This is a genomic window from Lentzea sp., assembly GCF_036380075.1.
GTDB lineage: Bacteria > Actinomycetota > Actinomycetes > Mycobacteriales > Pseudonocardiaceae > Lentzea.
On the sequence record NZ_DASVFL010000206.1, the window covers coordinates 1 to 17,158 of the forward strand.

At 70.0% G+C, this 17,158-nt stretch carries 15 protein-coding genes; 6 read left to right on the plus strand and 9 right to left on the minus strand.

Annotation, left to right across the window (positions count from 1 at the left end):
- Both VF330_RS22305 and VF330_RS22310 read left to right on the plus strand, forming a co-directional pair.
- On the plus strand, nt 1-1,483 hold a 1,483-nt coding region (locus tag VF330_RS22305), incomplete at its 5' end, for an alpha/beta hydrolase (protein WP_330853586.1).
- Nucleotides 1,484-1,497: 14 nt separating this feature from the next.
- Nucleotides 1,498-3,021 (plus strand): alpha/beta hydrolase, encoded by a 1,524-nt coding sequence (locus VF330_RS22310; RefSeq protein ID WP_330853587.1) that lies wholly within the window; start codon nt 1,498-1,500, stop codon nt 3,019-3,021.
- Here VF330_RS22310 and VF330_RS22315 read toward each other — a convergent pair.
- The 4 genes from VF330_RS22315 to wecB are packed head-to-tail and all read right to left on the minus strand — an operon-like array spanning nt 3,006 to nt 7,333.
- The gene (locus VF330_RS22315; RefSeq protein WP_330853588.1) at nt 3,006-3,686 is read right to left on the minus strand and encodes a hypothetical protein; all 681 of its coding nucleotides are present in this window, start codon (nt 3,684-3,686) and stop codon (nt 3,006-3,008) included. The genes VF330_RS22310 and VF330_RS22315 overlap by 16 nt on opposite strands.
- A gap of 13 nt (nt 3,687-3,699) precedes the next feature.
- Nucleotides 3,700-4,302, minus strand: a complete 603-nt coding sequence (locus VF330_RS22320) for a hypothetical protein (protein WP_330853600.1) — start codon at nt 4,300-4,302, stop codon at nt 3,700-3,702.
- A gap of 20 nt (nt 4,303-4,322) precedes the next feature.
- Entirely contained in the window at nt 4,323-6,080 is a 1,758-nt protein-coding gene (locus tag VF330_RS22325) for a polysaccharide deacetylase family protein (protein ID WP_330853589.1), read from the minus strand.
- On the minus strand, nt 6,077-7,333 hold the full coding sequence (gene wecB, locus VF330_RS22330; RefSeq protein ID WP_330853590.1) for a non-hydrolyzing UDP-N-acetylglucosamine 2-epimerase: 1,257 nt from the start codon (nt 7,331-7,333) through the stop codon (nt 6,077-6,079). The genes VF330_RS22325 and wecB overlap by 4 nt, the downstream gene beginning before the upstream one ends.
- 375 nt (nt 7,334-7,708) lie before the next feature.
- Between wecB and VF330_RS22335 the strand changes: the two genes are divergently transcribed.
- Complete coding sequence (locus VF330_RS22335) at nt 7,709-8,995, plus strand: glycosyltransferase family 2 protein (protein ID WP_330853591.1); 1,287 nt, start codon at nt 7,709-7,711, stop codon at nt 8,993-8,995.
- Here the strand turns inward: VF330_RS22335 and VF330_RS22340 are convergent.
- The 5 genes from VF330_RS22340 to VF330_RS22360 form a co-directional block, all read right to left on the minus strand.
- Nucleotides 8,992-9,645: a response regulator transcription factor gene (locus VF330_RS22340; protein WP_330853592.1), complete on the minus strand. Its 654-nt coding sequence runs from the start codon at nt 9,643-9,645 to the stop codon at nt 8,992-8,994. The genes VF330_RS22335 and VF330_RS22340 overlap by 4 nt on opposite strands.
- Nucleotides 9,636-11,144, minus strand: coding sequence for a GAF domain-containing protein (locus VF330_RS22345; RefSeq protein ID WP_330853593.1), 1,509 nt, complete (start codon nt 11,142-11,144; stop codon nt 9,636-9,638). Before VF330_RS22345 ends, VF330_RS22340 begins: the two co-directional genes overlap by 10 nt.
- Nucleotides 11,145-11,378: 234 nt before the next feature.
- Complete coding sequence (locus VF330_RS22350) at nt 11,379-11,987, minus strand: hypothetical protein (RefSeq protein WP_330853594.1); 609 nt, start codon at nt 11,985-11,987, stop codon at nt 11,379-11,381.
- Nucleotides 11,984-12,931, minus strand: a complete 948-nt coding sequence (gene meaB / locus VF330_RS22355; RefSeq protein ID WP_330853595.1) for a methylmalonyl Co-A mutase-associated GTPase MeaB — start codon at nt 12,929-12,931, stop codon at nt 11,984-11,986. Before meaB ends, VF330_RS22350 begins: the two co-directional genes overlap by 4 nt.
- A gap of 11 nt (nt 12,932-12,942) precedes the next feature.
- The gene (locus tag VF330_RS22360) at nt 12,943-14,133 is read right to left on the minus strand and encodes an acetyl-CoA C-acetyltransferase (protein WP_330853596.1); all 1,191 of its coding nucleotides are present in this window, start codon (nt 14,131-14,133) and stop codon (nt 12,943-12,945) included.
- A gap of 125 nt (nt 14,134-14,258) precedes the next feature.
- On the opposite strand from VF330_RS22360, the gene mce reads away from it, so the two are divergent.
- From mce to VF330_RS22375, 3 genes are all read left to right on the plus strand, one after another.
- Complete coding sequence (gene mce, locus VF330_RS22365; RefSeq protein ID WP_330853597.1) at nt 14,259-14,711, plus strand: methylmalonyl-CoA epimerase; 453 nt, start codon at nt 14,259-14,261, stop codon at nt 14,709-14,711.
- A gap of 141 nt (nt 14,712-14,852) precedes the next feature.
- On the plus strand, nt 14,853-16,166 hold the full coding sequence (gene ccrA, locus VF330_RS22370) for a crotonyl-CoA carboxylase/reductase (protein WP_330853598.1): 1,314 nt from the start codon (nt 14,853-14,855) through the stop codon (nt 16,164-16,166).
- Nucleotides 16,167-16,202: 36 nt separating this feature from the next.
- A partial coding sequence (locus tag VF330_RS22375; protein WP_330853599.1) for a chromosome segregation protein occupies nt 16,203-17,158 on the plus strand: 956 nt, incomplete at its 3' end.

A 17,158-nucleotide genomic window follows, 5' to 3' on the forward strand; every position in this document is an offset into this window, starting at 1 on the left:
CGCCCCCCACCTCGACTCCCACCCCATCCCCACCTTCACCACCCAACAGATCACCTGGCAGCAGTGCTTCCCAGAACCACCCCCAGGAGCCCCTCCAGGCACGACCCGCCTGGAATGCGGCACCTTCACCACCCCGATGGACTGGAACAACCAGCACAACGGCAAAACCATCACCATCGCGGTCAGCAGACTCCGCCCCCAATCGGGACCAGCAAGATCAACGATCTTCACCAACCCTGGCGGCCCGGGAGGCCCAGGCCGCACCGTCCCCCTGGTCTTCCTGGACCGCCCGAAACTGAGCGAGAACGCCGACATCATCGGCATAGACGTACGCGGCACAGGAGCCAGCAGCAACGTCACCTGCGGCGGCTTCGACGCGAGCACCAACGCCGACCCGCGCGACCGCAGCCGGGCCAACCTGGACCTCGTCTACGGCGCCATCGAGCTGCAGGCCAAGTTCTGCCAGGCCAAGTCCGGTGAGCTCGGCAGGTACGTCACCACCGACCAGACCGTCAAGGACCTCGACCTGCTCCGCCAGTTGCTCGGCAAGAAGAAGGTCAGCTGGCTCGGGTACTCCGGCGGCACCTGGCTGGGCGCCTACTACGCCACCTACTTCCCCAAGACCCTGGACAAGATCGTCCTCGACTCCAACGCCGACTTCACCGGCTCGTGGCAGCACAACTTCGAGGACTGGGGCATGGCGTTCGAGCGCCGGTTCCGCGTCGACTTCCTGCCGTGGGTGGCGAAGTACGACGACGTCTACCACCTCGGCAAGACCGGTGAAGAGGTCCGCCAGACCTACGAACGCACCCGCGCCCAGCTGGCCGCGCAGCCGGTCACGCGGCCAGAGGCCGTGTACAACGGGCCGCAGTTCGACCTCATGCTGCGGACCGCGTTGTACGGCAAGGACAACTTCGCCACCGCCGCGCAGACGTTCGCCGAGCTCGCCGGCACCGTCCCGGCGCGGATGAGCCTGCTGGCGACCTACCCGGACGCCCAGACCGGCACGGCGTACTCGATCGTCTGCAACGACACGCCGTTCCAGGGCGGCCGCAGGTACCTGGAGCGCGAGGCGGCGCAGGACGGCCCGCGGTGGCCACTGGTCGGCTACGTCCACGTCACGGGTCCGTGCGCGTTCTGGGACCGGCCGGACGTCAAGCTCAAGCAGCCCACCGGCAACGGCGTCGCGCCGACGTTGATGGTGCAGTCGGTGCGCGACCCGGCCACGTCGCTCGAAGGCGCGCAACGGGCGCACCGCAACTTCAACAACTCGGTGCTCCTCACCGTTGAGGACGAGGGCGACCACGGCATCTACGGGTTCGGCAACGAGTGCGTGAACGACGTCGTGGAGCGATACCTCGTCGACGGCGTCACGCCGGCGAGGGACCTGTCGTGTCCCGGCGTCCCGCTGCCCGCACCCGGTGAGAGCGCGGGCAACCCGCTCGCGAAGGCACGGCAGATCTCCGCCCGTCTCGGTTGGTAGAAGGGGGAAAACCAATGCACCGCAAGGCAATCGCCACGGCGCTGGTCGTCACCGCGACCACGCTCCTGGTCGCACCGCACGCACAGGCCGAACAGCCCCAGACCATCACCTGGCAGAAGTGCTTCAGCTCCGTCCCGCCGGACGCTCCTCCCGGTGTCGAGCGGCTGGAGTGCGGCAGCTTCACCGCGCCGATGGACTGGAACAACCCGCGCAACGGCAAGACCATCACCATCGCCGTGAGCCGGCTCCAGCCCGAGAAGGGCAAAGCGAAGTCGACCGTCTTCACCAACCCCGGCGGTCCCGGCGGCGCGGGCCGCACGATGCCGCTGCTCTACCTCGACCGGCCGAAGCTCAGCGAGAACGCCGACATCATCGGCATCGACCCGCGCGGCACCGGTGCCAGCAGCAACGTCACGTGCGGCAACTTCCAGACGCTCGGCTCGGCCGACCCGCGCGACCGCAGCAGGGCCAACCTCGACCTCCTCTACGGCGGCATGGAGCTCCAGGCCAAGTTCTGCCAAGCCAAGTCCGGAGAGCTGGGCCGCTACATCACGACCGACCAGACGGTGAAGGACCTGGACCTGCTGCGGCAGCTGCTGGGCAAGAAGAAGGTGAGCTGGCTCGGCTACTCCGGCGGCACCTGGATGGGCGCCTACTACGCCACCTACTTCCCCAAGACGCTCGACAAGATCGTCCTGGACTCCAACGCCGACTTCTCGGGTCCGTGGCAGAACGTGTTCGACGACTGGGGCATGGGCTTCGAACGCCGGTTCCGCGTCGACTTCCTGCCGTGGATCGCGAAGTACGACGACGTCTACCACCTCGGCAAGACCGGCGAGGAGGTCCGCCAGGCCTACGAACGCACCCGCGCCCAGCTGAACGCGCAGCCCGTCACCAGGCCCGAGGGCACCTACGACGGCGTGGTGCTCGACCTCGTGCTGCGGGCCGCCCTGTACAGCAAGGACTCCTTCGCCGACGCCGCGCAGACGTTCGCGGAGCTGGCCGGTGCGGCGCCCGCGCGGATGTCCGTCCAGGCGAGCTACCCGGACGCCTCGACGGGCACGCTGTACACGATCCTCTGCAACGACACCGCTTTCCGGGGCGGCCGGCCGTACCTGGAACGCGACGCGGTCCGCGACGGCGCGAAGTGGCCGCTGTTCGGCTACTACCAGATCATGGGCCCCTGCGCGTACTGGGACCGGCCGAACGTGCAGCTGAAGCACCCCACGGGCAACGGTGTCGTGCCCACGCTGATGGTGCAGTCGGTCCGCGACCCGGCGACTCCGTTGGAAGGCGCGCAGCGGGCGCACCGCAACTTCGAGAACTCCGTGTTGCTGACCGTGAACGATGAGGGCGACCACGGCATCTACGGGTTCGGCAACGAGTGCGTCAACGACGTCGTGGAGCGCTACCTCGTCGACGGCGTCACGCCGAAGAAGGACCTGTCGTGCCCGGGAGTCCCGCTGCCCGCTCCGGGCGGGTCCACGCACAACTCGCTGGCCACGGCGCAGCAATACGCCACTCAGCTCGGCTGGTGACACCCGGCGGGAGCTGCGACGGCCGGGAACGACCGTCGCAGCTCCTCCGCCACCTCCTCGGTGACCGGCTGGGCCGCGGCGTCGTCGCGCACCACGTCGAGGACGTGGACGCGGTACCAGTCTCGGCCCATCGACCACTGCGCGTACCGCGTTCCGCCGTCCCCGCCCCACGTCCGCAGAACCCGTTGCAACACCGGGTCCACGACCGCCCAGTAGCGGTACCGCCCGTCCTCCGGCTCACGGCTGCGGCGCGTCACGACGGCTTCGAGCTCCCGTGCACGGGTCTCGCCGATCTCGACCCGCCCGTCGCCTTCGAACACGCACGGGCCGACCACCCGCCAGCGTTCGCTGACGAACGTCCGCTCGGCGACGACGCCGCCGGCGTCGTTCCACAGGTGGGCGAGCCGCAGCGGGTCGCCGTCGGCGTCCAGGAACGCGTAGTGGCGGTGCTCGACCCGCGGCGGCCGGGGCGTCCAGGACGTCAGCAGGTGGTCGAGGGTCGCGCCGGCGACGGGTTCGCCGAGGCGCCACTGGCGGCCGGCGGGCACCCAGTCGCGGTTCTCGTCGTAGCGTTCGAAGCTCCCCGCCCGCTCCCGCACGAGCAGGAACGGGTCGCGGACGTCCGGGTGGAAGTGGTTCACCACGGCGAAGTGGCTGTGTCTCATGCGGCTCCTGCCCTCAGCCGGGCCGGCGGACGTCCAGCACGGCCTCGGAGAACGTCGTGTACCAGGGACTTCCGGTGAACTGCGGACCGGTCTCCTCGCCCAGGTAGAGGTCGATGTGCCTCTCCCCGCCCAGGCCCGGCGTGAACTCGTCGGTGATCTCCCAGGACGAGGACCTCAGCTTCCCGCACACCGCGGCGTCGACTTCTCCTCCCTCCGGCGTCCGTCCACAGGAGACGAGCGTGACCCGGGACCCCGCCTCCACCTCGTCGGCGGCCGCGGAGACGAACGGCCGCAGCGGCCGGCCGAACGAGTCGCGCGGCTCGGAGTCGAGCCAGTACCCCTTGTCGTAGGACCAGTTCAGATAGGACCCGGATGCGGTCCGTCCGGTTCCCTCGTCCTGCACGGCTTTCGCGAAGGACCGCGGGAACGTGCCGAGCAGGTCGCTGCCCCTGTCACAGTCGATGACGGGACAACCACGCACAGGCGCCGCAGGTCCACTGTGGAACGCCTCGACGGCCGTGTAGTAGACGGTGACCTGCCATCCCCCGGACCCGCCGGACGTGGGTGGCACCGCCTGACCGGCGGTGCACCCGGCCAGCAGCAGCACCACCCACATCCAGCGCACACGACCTCCTGTCAGCCCGCCATCACCGTCGCGGCGGACACGAACGCGTAGCCGGCGCTCCTCAGCCCCTGCACGGTCTGCCGCAGGTAGGACGTACCGAGGTACGGGTGGTAGAAGAAGCTGGCGACACCATCATCGACCACCCTGAGCTGCTGCGCCGTCCTGACGAGGTCGGCGGGCAGCCGGGCGGGGTGGTTGTTGAACGGCTCCGGCTCGACGTTGCCGACGGCCTCCGGCGCCACGACGGAGCCGTAGACGTCCCGGACCAGGTACGGGAAGTACTGGCCGTAGACCTGGTCGTACCGCGGGGTGCCCGTGCCGCAGGCCCCGTTCGGGCAGTAACCGCCGAAGTACAGGCCGCGGTCGTAGCGCTTGCCGAAGTTCTGCTGGATCACCTGGTAGTCCACAGCGGACGCCGCGTAGTGCGGCGGCTCGAAGATCGCCGGCTTGCCGAACCCGGCCGCGGCGAACGCGCTCGTCGCCGAGTTGATCCTGCCCTGCACCCACGACGCGGAGTCGCCGGGCACCGGGCCGTCGTAGACCACGTTGTCGTTCGCGTCCACGTGGGCGGTGTAGAACTCGAAGTCGTTGCCGCTGCGGCCGTCGTACGGGTTCGCGACCTTGCCGAACTGGTGCGTGTAGCCGTGCATCAGGATCGTGCCACCACGTGCGGTCATGTACTTCAACGCGCTGACGACCTGCGGCCTCTGCGCCAGGTTCGCCGCCTCGGGCACGCCGTCGTTCTCGGCGCCCAGCGGGTTCTCGTAGCGCGGGTAGACCGCGATCGTGAACGGGATCCGCTGCGAGTACAGGTAGTCCGCGACCGCGCGCAGCTCGGCCGGGTCGGCGTCGGGACCGACGTCCTCGATGCGCACGAGCGCGCGCTTGCGGTCCGCCACCGCCGGGTTCGAGATCTTGCTGATCAGGTCCGCCGCGGCGAGGTAGCGGTCGCCGTGGTCGACGTAGCTGAACGGGATCTCGCCGATGTAGGTGAGGTTCCTCGACTTCGTGGCCCAGTTGATCGGACCGGCCGCCGAGCCGGTCGCGACGGCCGGGGCCGAGGCGATGGCGGGGTCGGTGATCGAGGTGATCATCAGGCCGGACGGCGTGGCGAGCGGGCTGCGGCCGAGGTCGGTGCCCTCGTACCGGACCGTGGTCGCGGCACCGGTGTCGTACTGGACCCAGTTCCAGCCGTAGGTGGTCTGGAAGCTCGGCGCGCGGGCGGTGAGCTGCCAGATGTTGTGCGCCATCCACAGCACGGGCTTGCTGCCCGCCAGCACGTCGTCGAGGAACGACACCGGGATCGGCTCGTCGTAGGTGGAGCCGATGTAGATCACGCCGGTGTAGCCGGACATCTCGCCCGCGGCGTACGAGCCGACCGGGTGCATGACGTACGCGCTGCCGTGCGAGGCGAGGTTGCCCGCCTGCACCGCGTACGCCTCGCCCAGCCACGCCCACGGGCCGGTGCTGTCGTAGAGGACCAGCGTCTTCTGCGTCGACTTCGCGCCCGGCGCGGCACCGCCGTTCGTGCCGGCCGGCGCCGTGAGCGCGCCGAGCACCGTCGAGGTCGTGGTGGGCTGGGTGGTGCGCTTGGCGACGCGCGTGCTCGTCGCGGCCGGCTTCTTAGTCGTCAGCGGCGGCGCGGGCAACGCGTTCTCGACCAGCTCACCGACGGCGTCGGGGCCGGCCGGGGGCGGCGCCGCCTGAGCGGGTGCCGGGACCACCGCGACCGCGAGTGCGACCCCTAAGGCCACCTTGAGGAGTCTCATGCCACATCTGCCTCTCCGGACAGGCGCACCGTCGCGCTGCCCGCGTAGGGAGCGAACTCGTCGGGCCGCTGCTGTTGCAGTCCCAGCAGCCAGGCCACGGCCTGTTCCGTGCGCACGGACGCGAGCCCGTCGCCGAACGGGTTGCCGTCGGCGGTCATCGCCTCGCGCGCGGCGGGGCTGTCGAGCAGGCGGACGGTGAGCGCGGTGATCCGTTCGCGGTCGGTGCCGACGAGCACGGCGCAGCCCGCCCTCACGGCCTCCATCCGCTCGGTCACGTCGCGCAGCACGAGCGCCGGGACGCCGAACGACGGCGCCTCCTCCTGGATGCCGCCCGAGTCGGAGAGCACCAGCGTGCACTGCGCGAGCAGGCGCGCCAGCTGCGAGTACGGCAGCGGGTCGGTGATCGTGACGCGGCCGACGCCGCCCAGCACGTCCACGACCTGCCGCCGCACGGCCGGGTTCGGGTGCGCCGGCAGGACCACCTCGACGTCGGGCCGTTCCCGCACGATGTCGGCGACCGCGCGCAGCACGTTGTCGAGCGGCTCGCCCCACGACTCGCGGCGGTGGGTGGTCACCAGCACGAGCCGCGACTGTCCACCGTGGACGCGGTTCTCGATCTCCTGCAGCCGCGGGTCGCCGTAGGGGGCGCGGCGGGCGGCCACGTCGAGCACGGCGTCCACCACGGTGTTGCCGATCGTGAGCACGTTGTCGCCCCGCAACGACTCCGCGGCGAGGTGTGCGGTGGCGTCCGAGGTGGGCGCGAGGTGCAGCGAGGCGAGCTGGCCGACCACCTTGCGGTTGCCCTCCTCGGGGAACGGCGACGTGAGGTCGTGCGAGCGCAGCCCCGCCTCCAGGTGCACGACCGGGATCTGCTTCCAGAACGCGGCGAGCGCGCCCGCGAGCGTCGTCGTCGTGTCGCCCTGCACCAGCACGGCGCCCGGTGGCCGTTCGCCGAAGAGCCGGTCGAGCTCCTCGATCAGCTGGCTGGTGAGCTCGGCCTGGCCGCCCGTAACGCGGTTCAGCTCGAGCCTGACGTCCGCCGCGAAGCCGAACGACTCGAGCGCCTGGTCGACCATCTCCGGGTGCTGGCCGGAGTTCACGAGCACCGGCCGGATTCGGCCGACCGCGAACATGGCGGCCGCCACCGGCGCCATCTTGACGGCCTCCGGCCGCGTTCCCGCGATCAGGAAAACCTCGGGAACCGCGCCCGATGAGAACTCACCGGGGCCGGGCACCAGAGCACTTGGTCCCATCTTCTACCTCTTAAGACTCTTCAGGCACGCGCGGCGAACGTGCGCCATCACACCCAGCGACCCAGCGGTCGCGGAAAATCAATTGGTACCTGTGTCACATCAGGCACCGCCACATCGGTGATTAGCTTCACGAACTTCGTAACGAAGTTCCATTCGTCTCCGATGTGCCCGGTTGACGCCCTGTTCAGCCAGTTCTACTCTCGCCTGTAAGACCAGCTCCCAGCGTTGCTGTCTGGTATCTCGCACGGGTCCGACGCTTCGTTACCAGGAGCCATCAATGACGAAAGTTCCCAATTCGACCAATGTCGTCACCGTCACAGCAGATTTCGTGAGCGGGTTCTCGTCGTGAGCGCCGCGCCACAATTCGCGACATTCATGCTCGTTCTGCTCGTGTTCTGGCCTTGCTACAACGTCGTTCTCGCACTGTTCGTGTGGTGGCGTCCGAAACCGGGCGGTCCGGAAGTTCCGTCACGGCACCCGCCGCAGTACTGGATCATCATTCCGGCGCTGAACGAAGAACGTGTCGTAGCCAACACGGTGCGTTCCGCACTCGCATTGGACGGCGCGCGGACACCGGTTCAGGTCGTGGTCGTCGACGACGGTTCCGACGACCGCACACCGCACGTCCTGGCCGAGATCGACGACCACCGGCTGCACGTGCTGAGGCGCGTCCCGCCGGAGGCCCGCCAGGGCAAGGGCGAGGCGTTGAACTACGCGTTCCGCTACATCCGCGACCTCGCCGAGGAGGCCGGCACCGTGCACCGCACGATCGTCGGCGTGATCGACGGCGACGGCCGCGGCGAGCCCGGCATGCTGTCGGAGATCTCCGCGTACTTCGCGCAGCGGGCCGTCGGTGCCGTGCAGTGCCGTGTCCGCATCCACAACCGCACCACCCTGCTGGCGTTCCTGCAGGACCTGGAGTTCAGCTGCGTGGTGGACGCCTCGCAGTCGCTGCGGGACGTCGTCGGCACGGTCGGGCTGGGCGGCAACGGGCAGTTCGTGCGGCTCAAGACGCTGATGGGCCTCGGCGACGCGCCGTGGTCGGCCTGCCTGGTCGAGGACCTGGAGCTCGGCCTGCGCGTGCACCTGAGCGGTCAGCGCGTCCGGTACGCCACCCGCGCGACGATCACCCAGCAGGGCCTGGTCGACGTCCAGCGGCTGCTGCGCCAGCGCACCCGGTGGGGCCAGGGCAACCTGCAGTGCCTGGGGTACGTGCCGAAGCTCGTCAAGGCCAAGCACGTCGGTTCCGTGGCACTGCTGGAGTTCCTGCAGTACCTGCTGACGCCGTGGCTGGTCGCGCCGATGACGTTGTTCATCACGGCGTTGGTGGGCTTCAACTTCTACGCGCAGCTCGCCGGCCACGCCGTCGGCGGGTTCACCGCGGGCACGTCGGACACCCTGCTGGCGTTGGGGATCTGGCTCGCCGCACTGGTGCTGCCCGGCCTCATCTGGGGTGTCGTGCACCGGCTCAAGCACGGCGACGAACCGCTGTGGAGATGCCTCGCGGTGGGGCTGGTCTACCCGGCGTTCCTGGTCCTCGGCTCGATCTCGACGCTGCGCGCCCTGTACCGGCACTTCGCCGGGCGCACCACGTGGGCCAAGACCGAACGGCTGGCGGAGAAGGAAGTTCCTGCGGCCAAGCCGGTGCCCCAGGTGGCCTAGAAGGCGCCGGGGTGGGTGCGTCTGCGCCGGGCCGCGTAGACGCCCGCCTCCGTGCGGCGGTCGAAGCCGAGCTTGTGCAGCAGCGACGAGACGTAGTTCTTGACGGTCTTCTCGGCGAGGAACAGCCGGTTCGCGATCTGCCGGTTGGTCATGCCCTCGGCGATGAGGTCGAGGATCCGGCGTTCCTGCGGGCTCAGCGTGGCGTAGCGCGGGTCTTCCTCCGGGCCGCCGCGAAGTCGTTGCAGCACGGTCGCCGTGACGCCGGCGTGCAGCAGCGAACCGCCCGAAGCGAGCGTGCGGACCGCGGCCACGAGGTCGTTGCCGGAGACCTCTTTCAGCATGTAGCCGGACGCGCCCGCCATGATCGCACCGAACAGCGCCTCGTCGTCCGAATAGGACGTGAGCATCAGGCAGGCGGGTGGTGGCTGCACGAGGCTGCGGATCTCCCGGCACACCGTGACGCCGTCGCCGTCGGGCAGCCGCACGTCGATGATCGCCACGTCGGGCCTGAGCCGCGGTGCCTGGGTCACTGCGGAGGTAGCGCTGTCCGCCTGTCCCACGACCTCGATGTCGCTCGCCTGCGCCAGCAACTGCACCAGTCCGCGCCGCACGATCTCGTGGTCGTCCACCAAGAGCACCGCTATCGCCATGTCGCCTCCTGCAGCACCAGTGGAACGAACCAGGTGATGCTCACTCCCGCGCCGGGGATCGAGTCCACCGCGCAGTCGCCGTGGTGGCGCCGCGCCCGAGCCGCCATGTTGGCGAGTCCGCCGGCGTGGTGGGGCACGCCACCGGAATCGTCAGTCAACGGCAAGCCGCGGCCGTCGTCCCTGACCGTGAGCTCAAGGCGCGTCATCGTGCGGTTGACGCTCACGACCACGGCGACGTGCTTCGCGCGGGCGTGGCGCACGACGTTCGCGAGCGCCTCCCGGAGCGTGGCCAGGAGATCGGGTCTGAGCTGGTCCGGCACCACGGTGTCGAGGGGCCCCTCCAGCGACACGTCGGGTTCGAACCCGAGCAGCCGCGCGGACTCGTGCACCGCGTTGAGCACCTGCCCACGCAGGCTCGCACTGCCGGTCGGCGGTTCCTGCAGGGAGAAGATGGTGCGGCGGATCTCGCGGATCGTGTGGTCGACCTCCTCCACGAACCCGCTGAGCCGCTCGGTGATCTGCGGGCGCGCGCTCATGCCGGTCATCCCCTGCAGCCCGAGCCCGAGCCCGAACAGCCGCTGGATGACGAGGTCGTGCAGATCGCGCGCGATGCGGTCGCGGTCCTCCAGCACCGCGAGCCGCTCGGTGTCGCCCTGCGCCCTGGTGAACTCCAGCACCAGCGCGGCCTGCGCGGCGAACGCCTCGATGAGCTCGGGGTCCTCGAAGCTCGGCCCGTCGACGGGCCGGGCGACGATCAGCACCCCGATCGTCCGTTCCCCCACGGCGAGCGGCACGACCGCACACGGCCCCGGCACCGTCGGGATCGTGCCCACCCCGTGGCACTCGGCCTCGCCCGTCTCGTAGACGCGGTAGCTGACCGTGCCCTCCTTGGGCACCCGCATCCCCTCGGCGTCGTACTGGCCGCCGTCGGTCACCTCGATGACCAGGTCACCATTGTGGTCGGGCAACACGACGGCGGCGAACTCGGCCCCGGCCGTCCGCCGCGCAGTCCGCGCCACGAGGTAGAGCGCGTCCCTGCCGTTCGTGCCGGTGAGGAGGTTCGTCGTGACCTCGGCGACCGCCCGCAGCCACACCTCGCGCTTGCGGGTCTGCTCGTACCGCGCGAGGTGCCCGATGGCGGACCCAGCCGCCCTGGCCAGCGCCGTGATGATGTCCCGGTCCGCGGCGGTGAACTCCGGCTTCCCGGACAGGAAGAGGTTGCCGAACGTCTCGTCCTGGACCTTCACGGGCACGCCGAGGAAGTCCGTTACGCCGATCGAGCGGGGGTCACCGGTGGTGATCTTCGGCTGCCCGTCCTCGCTCGCGAACTCGGTCAACTCCTTGTGGCCGTCGACCACCGCGAGCGCGCCGTAGGGCGCCCGGACCAGGTCGCACGCCGACTCGACGACGTGTCTGAGGAGGTCGGGGAGGGTGTCGTCGTCGGCGAACGACAGCACCACGTCCAGCACGCGCTGTTCTGTGCTCAGGTTTCCGCCCACGGCTTCACCCCTTGGGGGGAGAGAAGTGACACCGCACGAACGATTGAGGGTAACTCCTCTGCGTAGTCAAAGGGGAGACCATCACTGCAAACGGTGAGAAGCGGGACTACTCAGAGTAGAGGCGAGTCTCATTTGGCGGCTGTAGGTGGTCGGGTGGGTGCTGGGTGTTGCCGGTAGGGTTGTCGGCATCGCTCGGGCGCTGGCTTCGCCGCGGAAGCGCGGACCCGCGGTCTCCTAGTGCAGGCCGACGCTGAACCCCTCGTCCAGCACTCCGCGGTAGATCGACGGCGCGAACGTCCGCAGGCCCTGGTCGATCGGGCCGATGAAGCCCGCCGAGTCGCCCAGCGGGAGGCGGTAGCCGTTCTGCACGCGGTGGAACTCCCACATGGGTTCCATCGTCGGGTGCGCCGGGCGGAACTGGTTCGGGTCGCGCGGGTGCAGGTCCACCCGGACCAGGGTGCGGCGGACCAGGGCGTCGGCCAGTTGCACGGCCTGCTCGCGGGTTCGGGAGATCGAGATCGCGCCCAGGTCCTGCCAGGCCACCGCCCACGGGGCGCCCTGCGGGTCGTCCAGGCGGATGCCCTGCTGTTCGATGATCAGCTTGCGCGGGCGGGAGATCGTCTTCCACCTCACCACGGCCATCACGCCGATGAAGGTGAAGACCACGCCGATGACCGCCGCGATGCTGCCGCCGACCGGTTCGCCGTCGACGAAGGCCGTCACGGCGCCGACCAGGGCGAGGATGCCCAGGACGCCGGCCACCGAGCCGCCGATCAGGACCTTGCGGGTGGTGCTCTTGCCGAGGTCGACGACGACGGGCGGAGGCGCTCCCCAAGCGGTCATTCCCGCAGGCTACCGCTGATCAACTGCTCCGCCGCGGCGAACGGGTCGAGCTCACCCGCGGCGACGAGTGTCGCCAGCTGGTCGACTGGGCCGAAGCGGGTGCGCACCCGTTCCACGGCGATGGCCTCGATCTCGGCGCCCGCGCGGCGCAGGCGGCGTTCGGTCAGCTCGCCGTGCTCGGTCATCCAGGAGCGGTGTTCGGCGATCGCGTCGACCACTCGGTCCAGGCCCTCGGTGCGGGCGGCGACGGTCTTCACCACCGGTGCGCGCCACGACGGGCCCGAGCGGTCGCGACGGCCCAGGGAGATCATGTACTTGAGGTCGCGGGCCGTCTGGTCGGCGCCGTCGCGGTCGGCCTTGTTGACGACGAAGACGTCGGCGATCTCCAGGATGCCCGCCTTCGCGGCCTGGATGCCGTCGCCCATGCCCGGCGCCAGCAGGACGAGCGTGGTGTCGGCGAGGGCGACGACCTCGACCTCCGACTGACCGACGCCGACGGTTTCCACCAGGACCACATCGAAGCCGGCGGCGTCGAGCACGCGCAGCGCCTGCGGGGTGGCCCAGGACAGGCCGCCGAGGTGGCCGCGGGTGGCCATGGAACGGATGAAGACGCCAGGGTCCGTGGCGTGGTCGCCCATGCGGACGCGGTCGCCCAGCAGTGCGCCGCCGGAGAACGGGCTGGACGGGTCGACTGCGATCACGGCGACACGTTTGCCCTCGGCGCGATAGGCGCGCACGAGGGCGTTGGTGGACGTCGACTTGCCCACGCCCGGCGCACCGGTGATGCCGATGACCTGGGCGTTGCCCGTGAACGGGGCCAGGGCTGCGGCTACGAGGGGGAGCTGCGCGCTCCCCTGTTCCACCAGGGAGATCAGCCTGGCGACCGCGCGCGGCTCGCCGTCACGCGCGCGGTCGACCAGTCCTGCTACGTCAACAGCGGCCACACCCGAGGACACTAGGCCTTCGACGGCACGCGGATGATCAGCGCGTCACCCTGACCGCCGCCACCGCACAGCGCCGCCGCGCCCACGCCGCCGCCGCGCCGCTGGAGCTCCAGGGCGAGGTGCAGGGCGATGCGGGCGCCGGACATGCCGATCGGGTGGCCGAGCGCGATGGCTCCGCCGTTGACGTTGACCTTGTCCTCGGAGATGCCGAGCTCGCGGGTCGAGACGATGCCGACCGCCGCGAACGCCTCGTTGATCTCGACCAGGTCGAGGTCGGCGGGCTCGATGCCCTCCTTGGCGCACGCGGCCTTGATGGCGTTGGACGGCTGCTCGTGCAGCGAGGCGTCCGGGCCCGCGACGACGCCGTGGGCGCCGATCTCCGCGATCCACTCGAGGCCCAGTTCCTCGGCCTTCGCCTTGCTCATCACGACGACCGCGGCCGCGCCGTCGGAGATCTGCGACGCCGAACCGGCGGTGATGGTGCCGTCCGCGGCGAACGCCGGGCGCAGCTTGCCGAGGGTCTCGGCGGTCGTGTCGCCGCGGACGCCCTCGTCCGTGCTGAACAGGACCGGGTCGCCCTTGCGCTGCGGGATGGAGACCGGCGCGATCTCGGCGTCGAACACGCCGTTGCCGGCGGCCTTCGCGGCGAGCTGGTGCGAGCGCGCGGAGAACGCGTCCTGCTCCTCGCGCGTGACGCTGTAGCGGCCGTTGTGCTTCTCCGTCGAGACGCCCATCGCGACCTGGTCGAACGCGCAGAACAGGCCGTCGTGCGCCATGTGGTCCTGCATCGTCACGTCGCCGTACTTGAACCCGCCGCGCGACTTCGGCAGCAGGTGCGGCGCCTGCGTCATCGACTCCTGGCCACCGGCCACGACGACATCGAACTCGCCCGCGCGGATCAGCTGGTCGGCCAGCGCGATCGCGTCGATGCCGGACAGGCACACCTTGTTGATGGTCAGCGCGGGCACGGTCATCGGGATGCCCGCGGCGACGGCCGCCTGCCGCGCCGGGATCTGGCCCGCGCCCGCGGTCAGCACCTGACCCATGATCACGTACTGCACCTGCTCGGGAGCCACGCCCGCGCGTTCCAGTGCCGCCTTGATCGCGACGCCGCCGAGCTGGGCGCCGGAGAAGTCCTTGAGCGATCCCAGCAGTCGGCCCATCGGGGTGCGAGCCCCGGCGACGATGACGGAACCGGACACAGCTGCCTCCAGTGGAAGAGCGAACGGTCGTTAACTTGGAACCATACCGGGGGCTACCCGCTGGTAATCGTGTGAGACCCCGCACAGGAGCACCTGCACCGATCACGTGGATACCCTCGCCAACCATGAACGCAGACATCGCTCGACTCGTGACCGCGATCGACCACGTCGGCATCGCCGTGCCCGACCTCGACGCCGCCATCGCGTTCTACCGCGACAACTTCGGCCTCGAGGTGGCGCACGAGGAGGTCAACGAGGAGCAGGGCGTGCGCGAGGCCATGCTGCACGCGCCCGGCGACCACGACGGCACCGCGATCCAGCTGCTGGCGCCGCTCAACGAGGACTCGACCATCGCCAAGTTCATCGGCCGCTCCGGTCCCGGCCTGCAGCAGCTCGCCTACCGGGTGTCCGATGTGGACGCCGCCGCGGCCGCGTTGCGCGCGAAGGGCCTGCGCCTGCTCTACGACGCGGCCAAGCGCGGCACGTCCGACAGCCGGGTGAACTTCGTGCACCCCAAGGACGCGGGCGGCGTGCTGATCGAGCTGGTGGAGCCCGCCGCGAACCGGTCCCGGCACTAGTCCCGGCACCGGTCGCGGGCCCCTCTGGCCCGGTCCGGTGAATCCGGGGTGGCATCCCTCACAAGCAGGATTCTGAATCGGTTACTGATGAGTAACCTCCGGCCACCTGCGACTATCCCTCACTAGGGAAGGAATGCCGCCGTGCAGAAGATCCTTGACGCGATCCTGGCCGACGAGCTGGACGCGATCGGTTCCTTGGACGTTCCGGAGAGCTATCGGGGCGTGACGGTGCACGCGGACGAGGCCGACATGTTCGCGGGCCTCGAGACGCGGGACAAGGACCCGCGCAAGTCGCTGCACGTGGACGAGGTGGCCACGCCGGAGCTCGGTCCCGGCGAGGCGCTGGTGGCCGTGATGGCCTCCGCGATCAACTACAACACCGTGTGGACGTCGATCTTCGAACCGGTGTCGACGTTCGGGTTCCTCAAGCGGCTGGGCGGCCGCCACGACCTGCCGTACCACGTGGTGGGATCGGACCTGGCCGGCGTCGTCGTCCGCGTCGGGCCCGGTGTCACGGCGTGGAAGCCGGGCGACCGCGTCGTCGCGCACTGCCTGGACGTGCCGCTGGAGGCCCCGGACGGCCACAACGACACGATGCTCGACCCGCAGCAGCGGATCTGGGGCTTCGAGACGAACTTCGGCGGCCTCGCGGACCTCGCGCTCGTGAAGTCGAACCAGCTGATGCCGATGCCCAAGCACCTCTCGTGGGAGGAGGCGGCGTCGCCGGGGCTGGTCAACTCCACCGCGTACCGCCAGCTGGTGTCGACCAACGGCGCCAACATGAAGCAGGGCGACACGGTCCTGATCTGGGGCGCGTCCGGCGGCCTCGGCTCCTACGCCACCCAGTTCGCGCTGAACGGCGGCGCCACGCCGATCTGCGTCGTCTCCTCGCCGGAGAAGGCGGAGATCGTCCGTTCGATGGGCGCCGAACTGATCATCGATCGTTCGGCCGAGGGCTACAAGTTCTGGAAGAACGAGCACGAGCAGGACCCGCGGGAGTGGAAGCGGTTCGGCGCGAAGATCCGCGAGCTGACCGGCGGCGAGGACCCGGACATCGTGTTCGAGCACCCCGGCCGTGAGACGTTCGGCGCGTCGGTGTTCGTGGCGCGCAAGGGCGGCAAGATCGTCACGTGCGCGTCGACCTCCGGGTATATGCACCAGTACGACAACCGGTACCTCTGGATGAACCTGAAGCACATCCTGTCCTCGCACTTCGCGAACTACCGCGAGGCGTGGGAGGCGAACAGGTTGATCGCAAAGGGAAAGATCCACCCGACGGTGTCCAAGGTGTACTCAATGGACGAAACGGGCCAGGCGGCGCACGACGTCCACCGCAACGCGCACCAGGGCAAGGTCGGCGTCCTCTGCCTTGCCCCGGAAGAGGGTCTGGGTGTGCTCGATCACGAACTGCGCGCGAAGCACCTCACAGCTATCAATCGATTCCGGGGTGTGTGACCTTCCGGGGTTACCCGAACGGGTAGCGTGAGGGGCATGGGCCTCGCCGACGACCGTGACCTCGTCCCACTGGGATCCGGCTTCGACATCGTCAAGCGCGGTTACGACCGCGCCCAGGTCGAGGATCACCTCGAACGCCTCGACTCGGACCTGCGGCTGCTGGCCGCGGACCGCGATGCCGCCGTCTCCCAGACGTCCGACCTGGCGCGCCAGCTGGAAGCCGCGCGCTCGGAGATGTCCGAGCTGCGCAACCAGGTGGAGCGCCTGTCGCTGCCGCCGACGACGCTGGAGGGGCTCTCCGAGCGCCTCCAGCGCATGCTGCGGCTCGCGCAGGACGAGGCCAACGAGATCAAGGCCCGTGCCGAAGCGGAGGGCGGGCACATCCGCGCCAAGGCGGAAGCCGACGCGGGTGTGCTGCGCCAGCGCTACGAGAAGCTGATCGCCGAGCTCGACGAGCGCCGCGCCGCCATGGAGGCCGAGCACAAGGGCGTCCTCGAGAACGCGCGCTCCGAGGCGGAGAAGATCGTCTCCGAGGCGGAGTCCGCCGCCCGCAAGATCTCCGACGAGTCCGAGCAGCGCCGCGTGACCGTCGAGGAGGACTTCGAGATCGCGATGGCCGCCCGCCGCTCCGAGGCGATGGCCACCCTCGCGACCCAGGAGGCCACCTCCAAGGGCGAGGCGGACCGCCGCGTCCGCGAGGCGGCGGAGGAAGCGGCCCGCGTCCGCGCCGCGATCGCCCAGGAGCAGGCCACCTCGAAGGCCGAGGCCGAACGCCGCCTGCGCGAGGCCACCGAAGAGGCCAACCGCCGCCGCCACGACTCGATCACCGAGGCCACCGCCCGCATCCAGGAGGCGACCGACGAGTCGAACCGCCGCGTGCGCGAGGCCACCGAGGAAGCCAACCGCCGCACGGCCGCCGCCACCCAGCGCGTCGAACAGCTCCGCACCCTGCGCAACCGCCTCTCGCACCAGCTCCACAACGTGCGGACGGC

Coding starts and splice junctions, on each gene's coding strand:
- VF330_RS22310 (WP_330853587.1), top strand. CDS start 1,498: ATGCACCGCAAGGCAATCGCCACGGCGCTGGTCGTCACCGCGACCACG.
- VF330_RS22315 (WP_330853588.1), bottom strand. CDS start 3,686: ATGAGACACAGCCACTTCGCCGTGGTGAACCACTTCCACCCGGACGTC.
- VF330_RS22350 (WP_330853594.1), bottom strand. CDS start 11,987: ATGACCGCTTGGGGAGCGCCTCCGCCCGTCGTCGTCGACCTCGGCAAG.
- VF330_RS22320 (WP_330853600.1), bottom strand. CDS start 4,302: ATGTGGGTGGTGCTGCTGCTGGCCGGGTGCACCGCCGGTCAGGCGGTG.
- mce (WP_330853597.1), top strand. CDS start 14,259: ATGAACGCAGACATCGCTCGACTCGTGACCGCGATCGACCACGTCGGC.
- VF330_RS22325 (WP_330853589.1), bottom strand. CDS start 6,080: ATGAGACTCCTCAAGGTGGCCTTAGGGGTCGCACTCGCGGTCGCGGTG.
- wecB (WP_330853590.1), bottom strand. CDS start 7,333: ATGGGACCAAGTGCTCTGGTGCCCGGCCCCGGTGAGTTCTCATCGGGC.
- VF330_RS22335 (WP_330853591.1), top strand. CDS start 7,709: ATGCTCGTTCTGCTCGTGTTCTGGCCTTGCTACAACGTCGTTCTCGCA.
- VF330_RS22340 (WP_330853592.1), bottom strand. CDS start 9,645: ATGGCGATAGCGGTGCTCTTGGTGGACGACCACGAGATCGTGCGGCGC.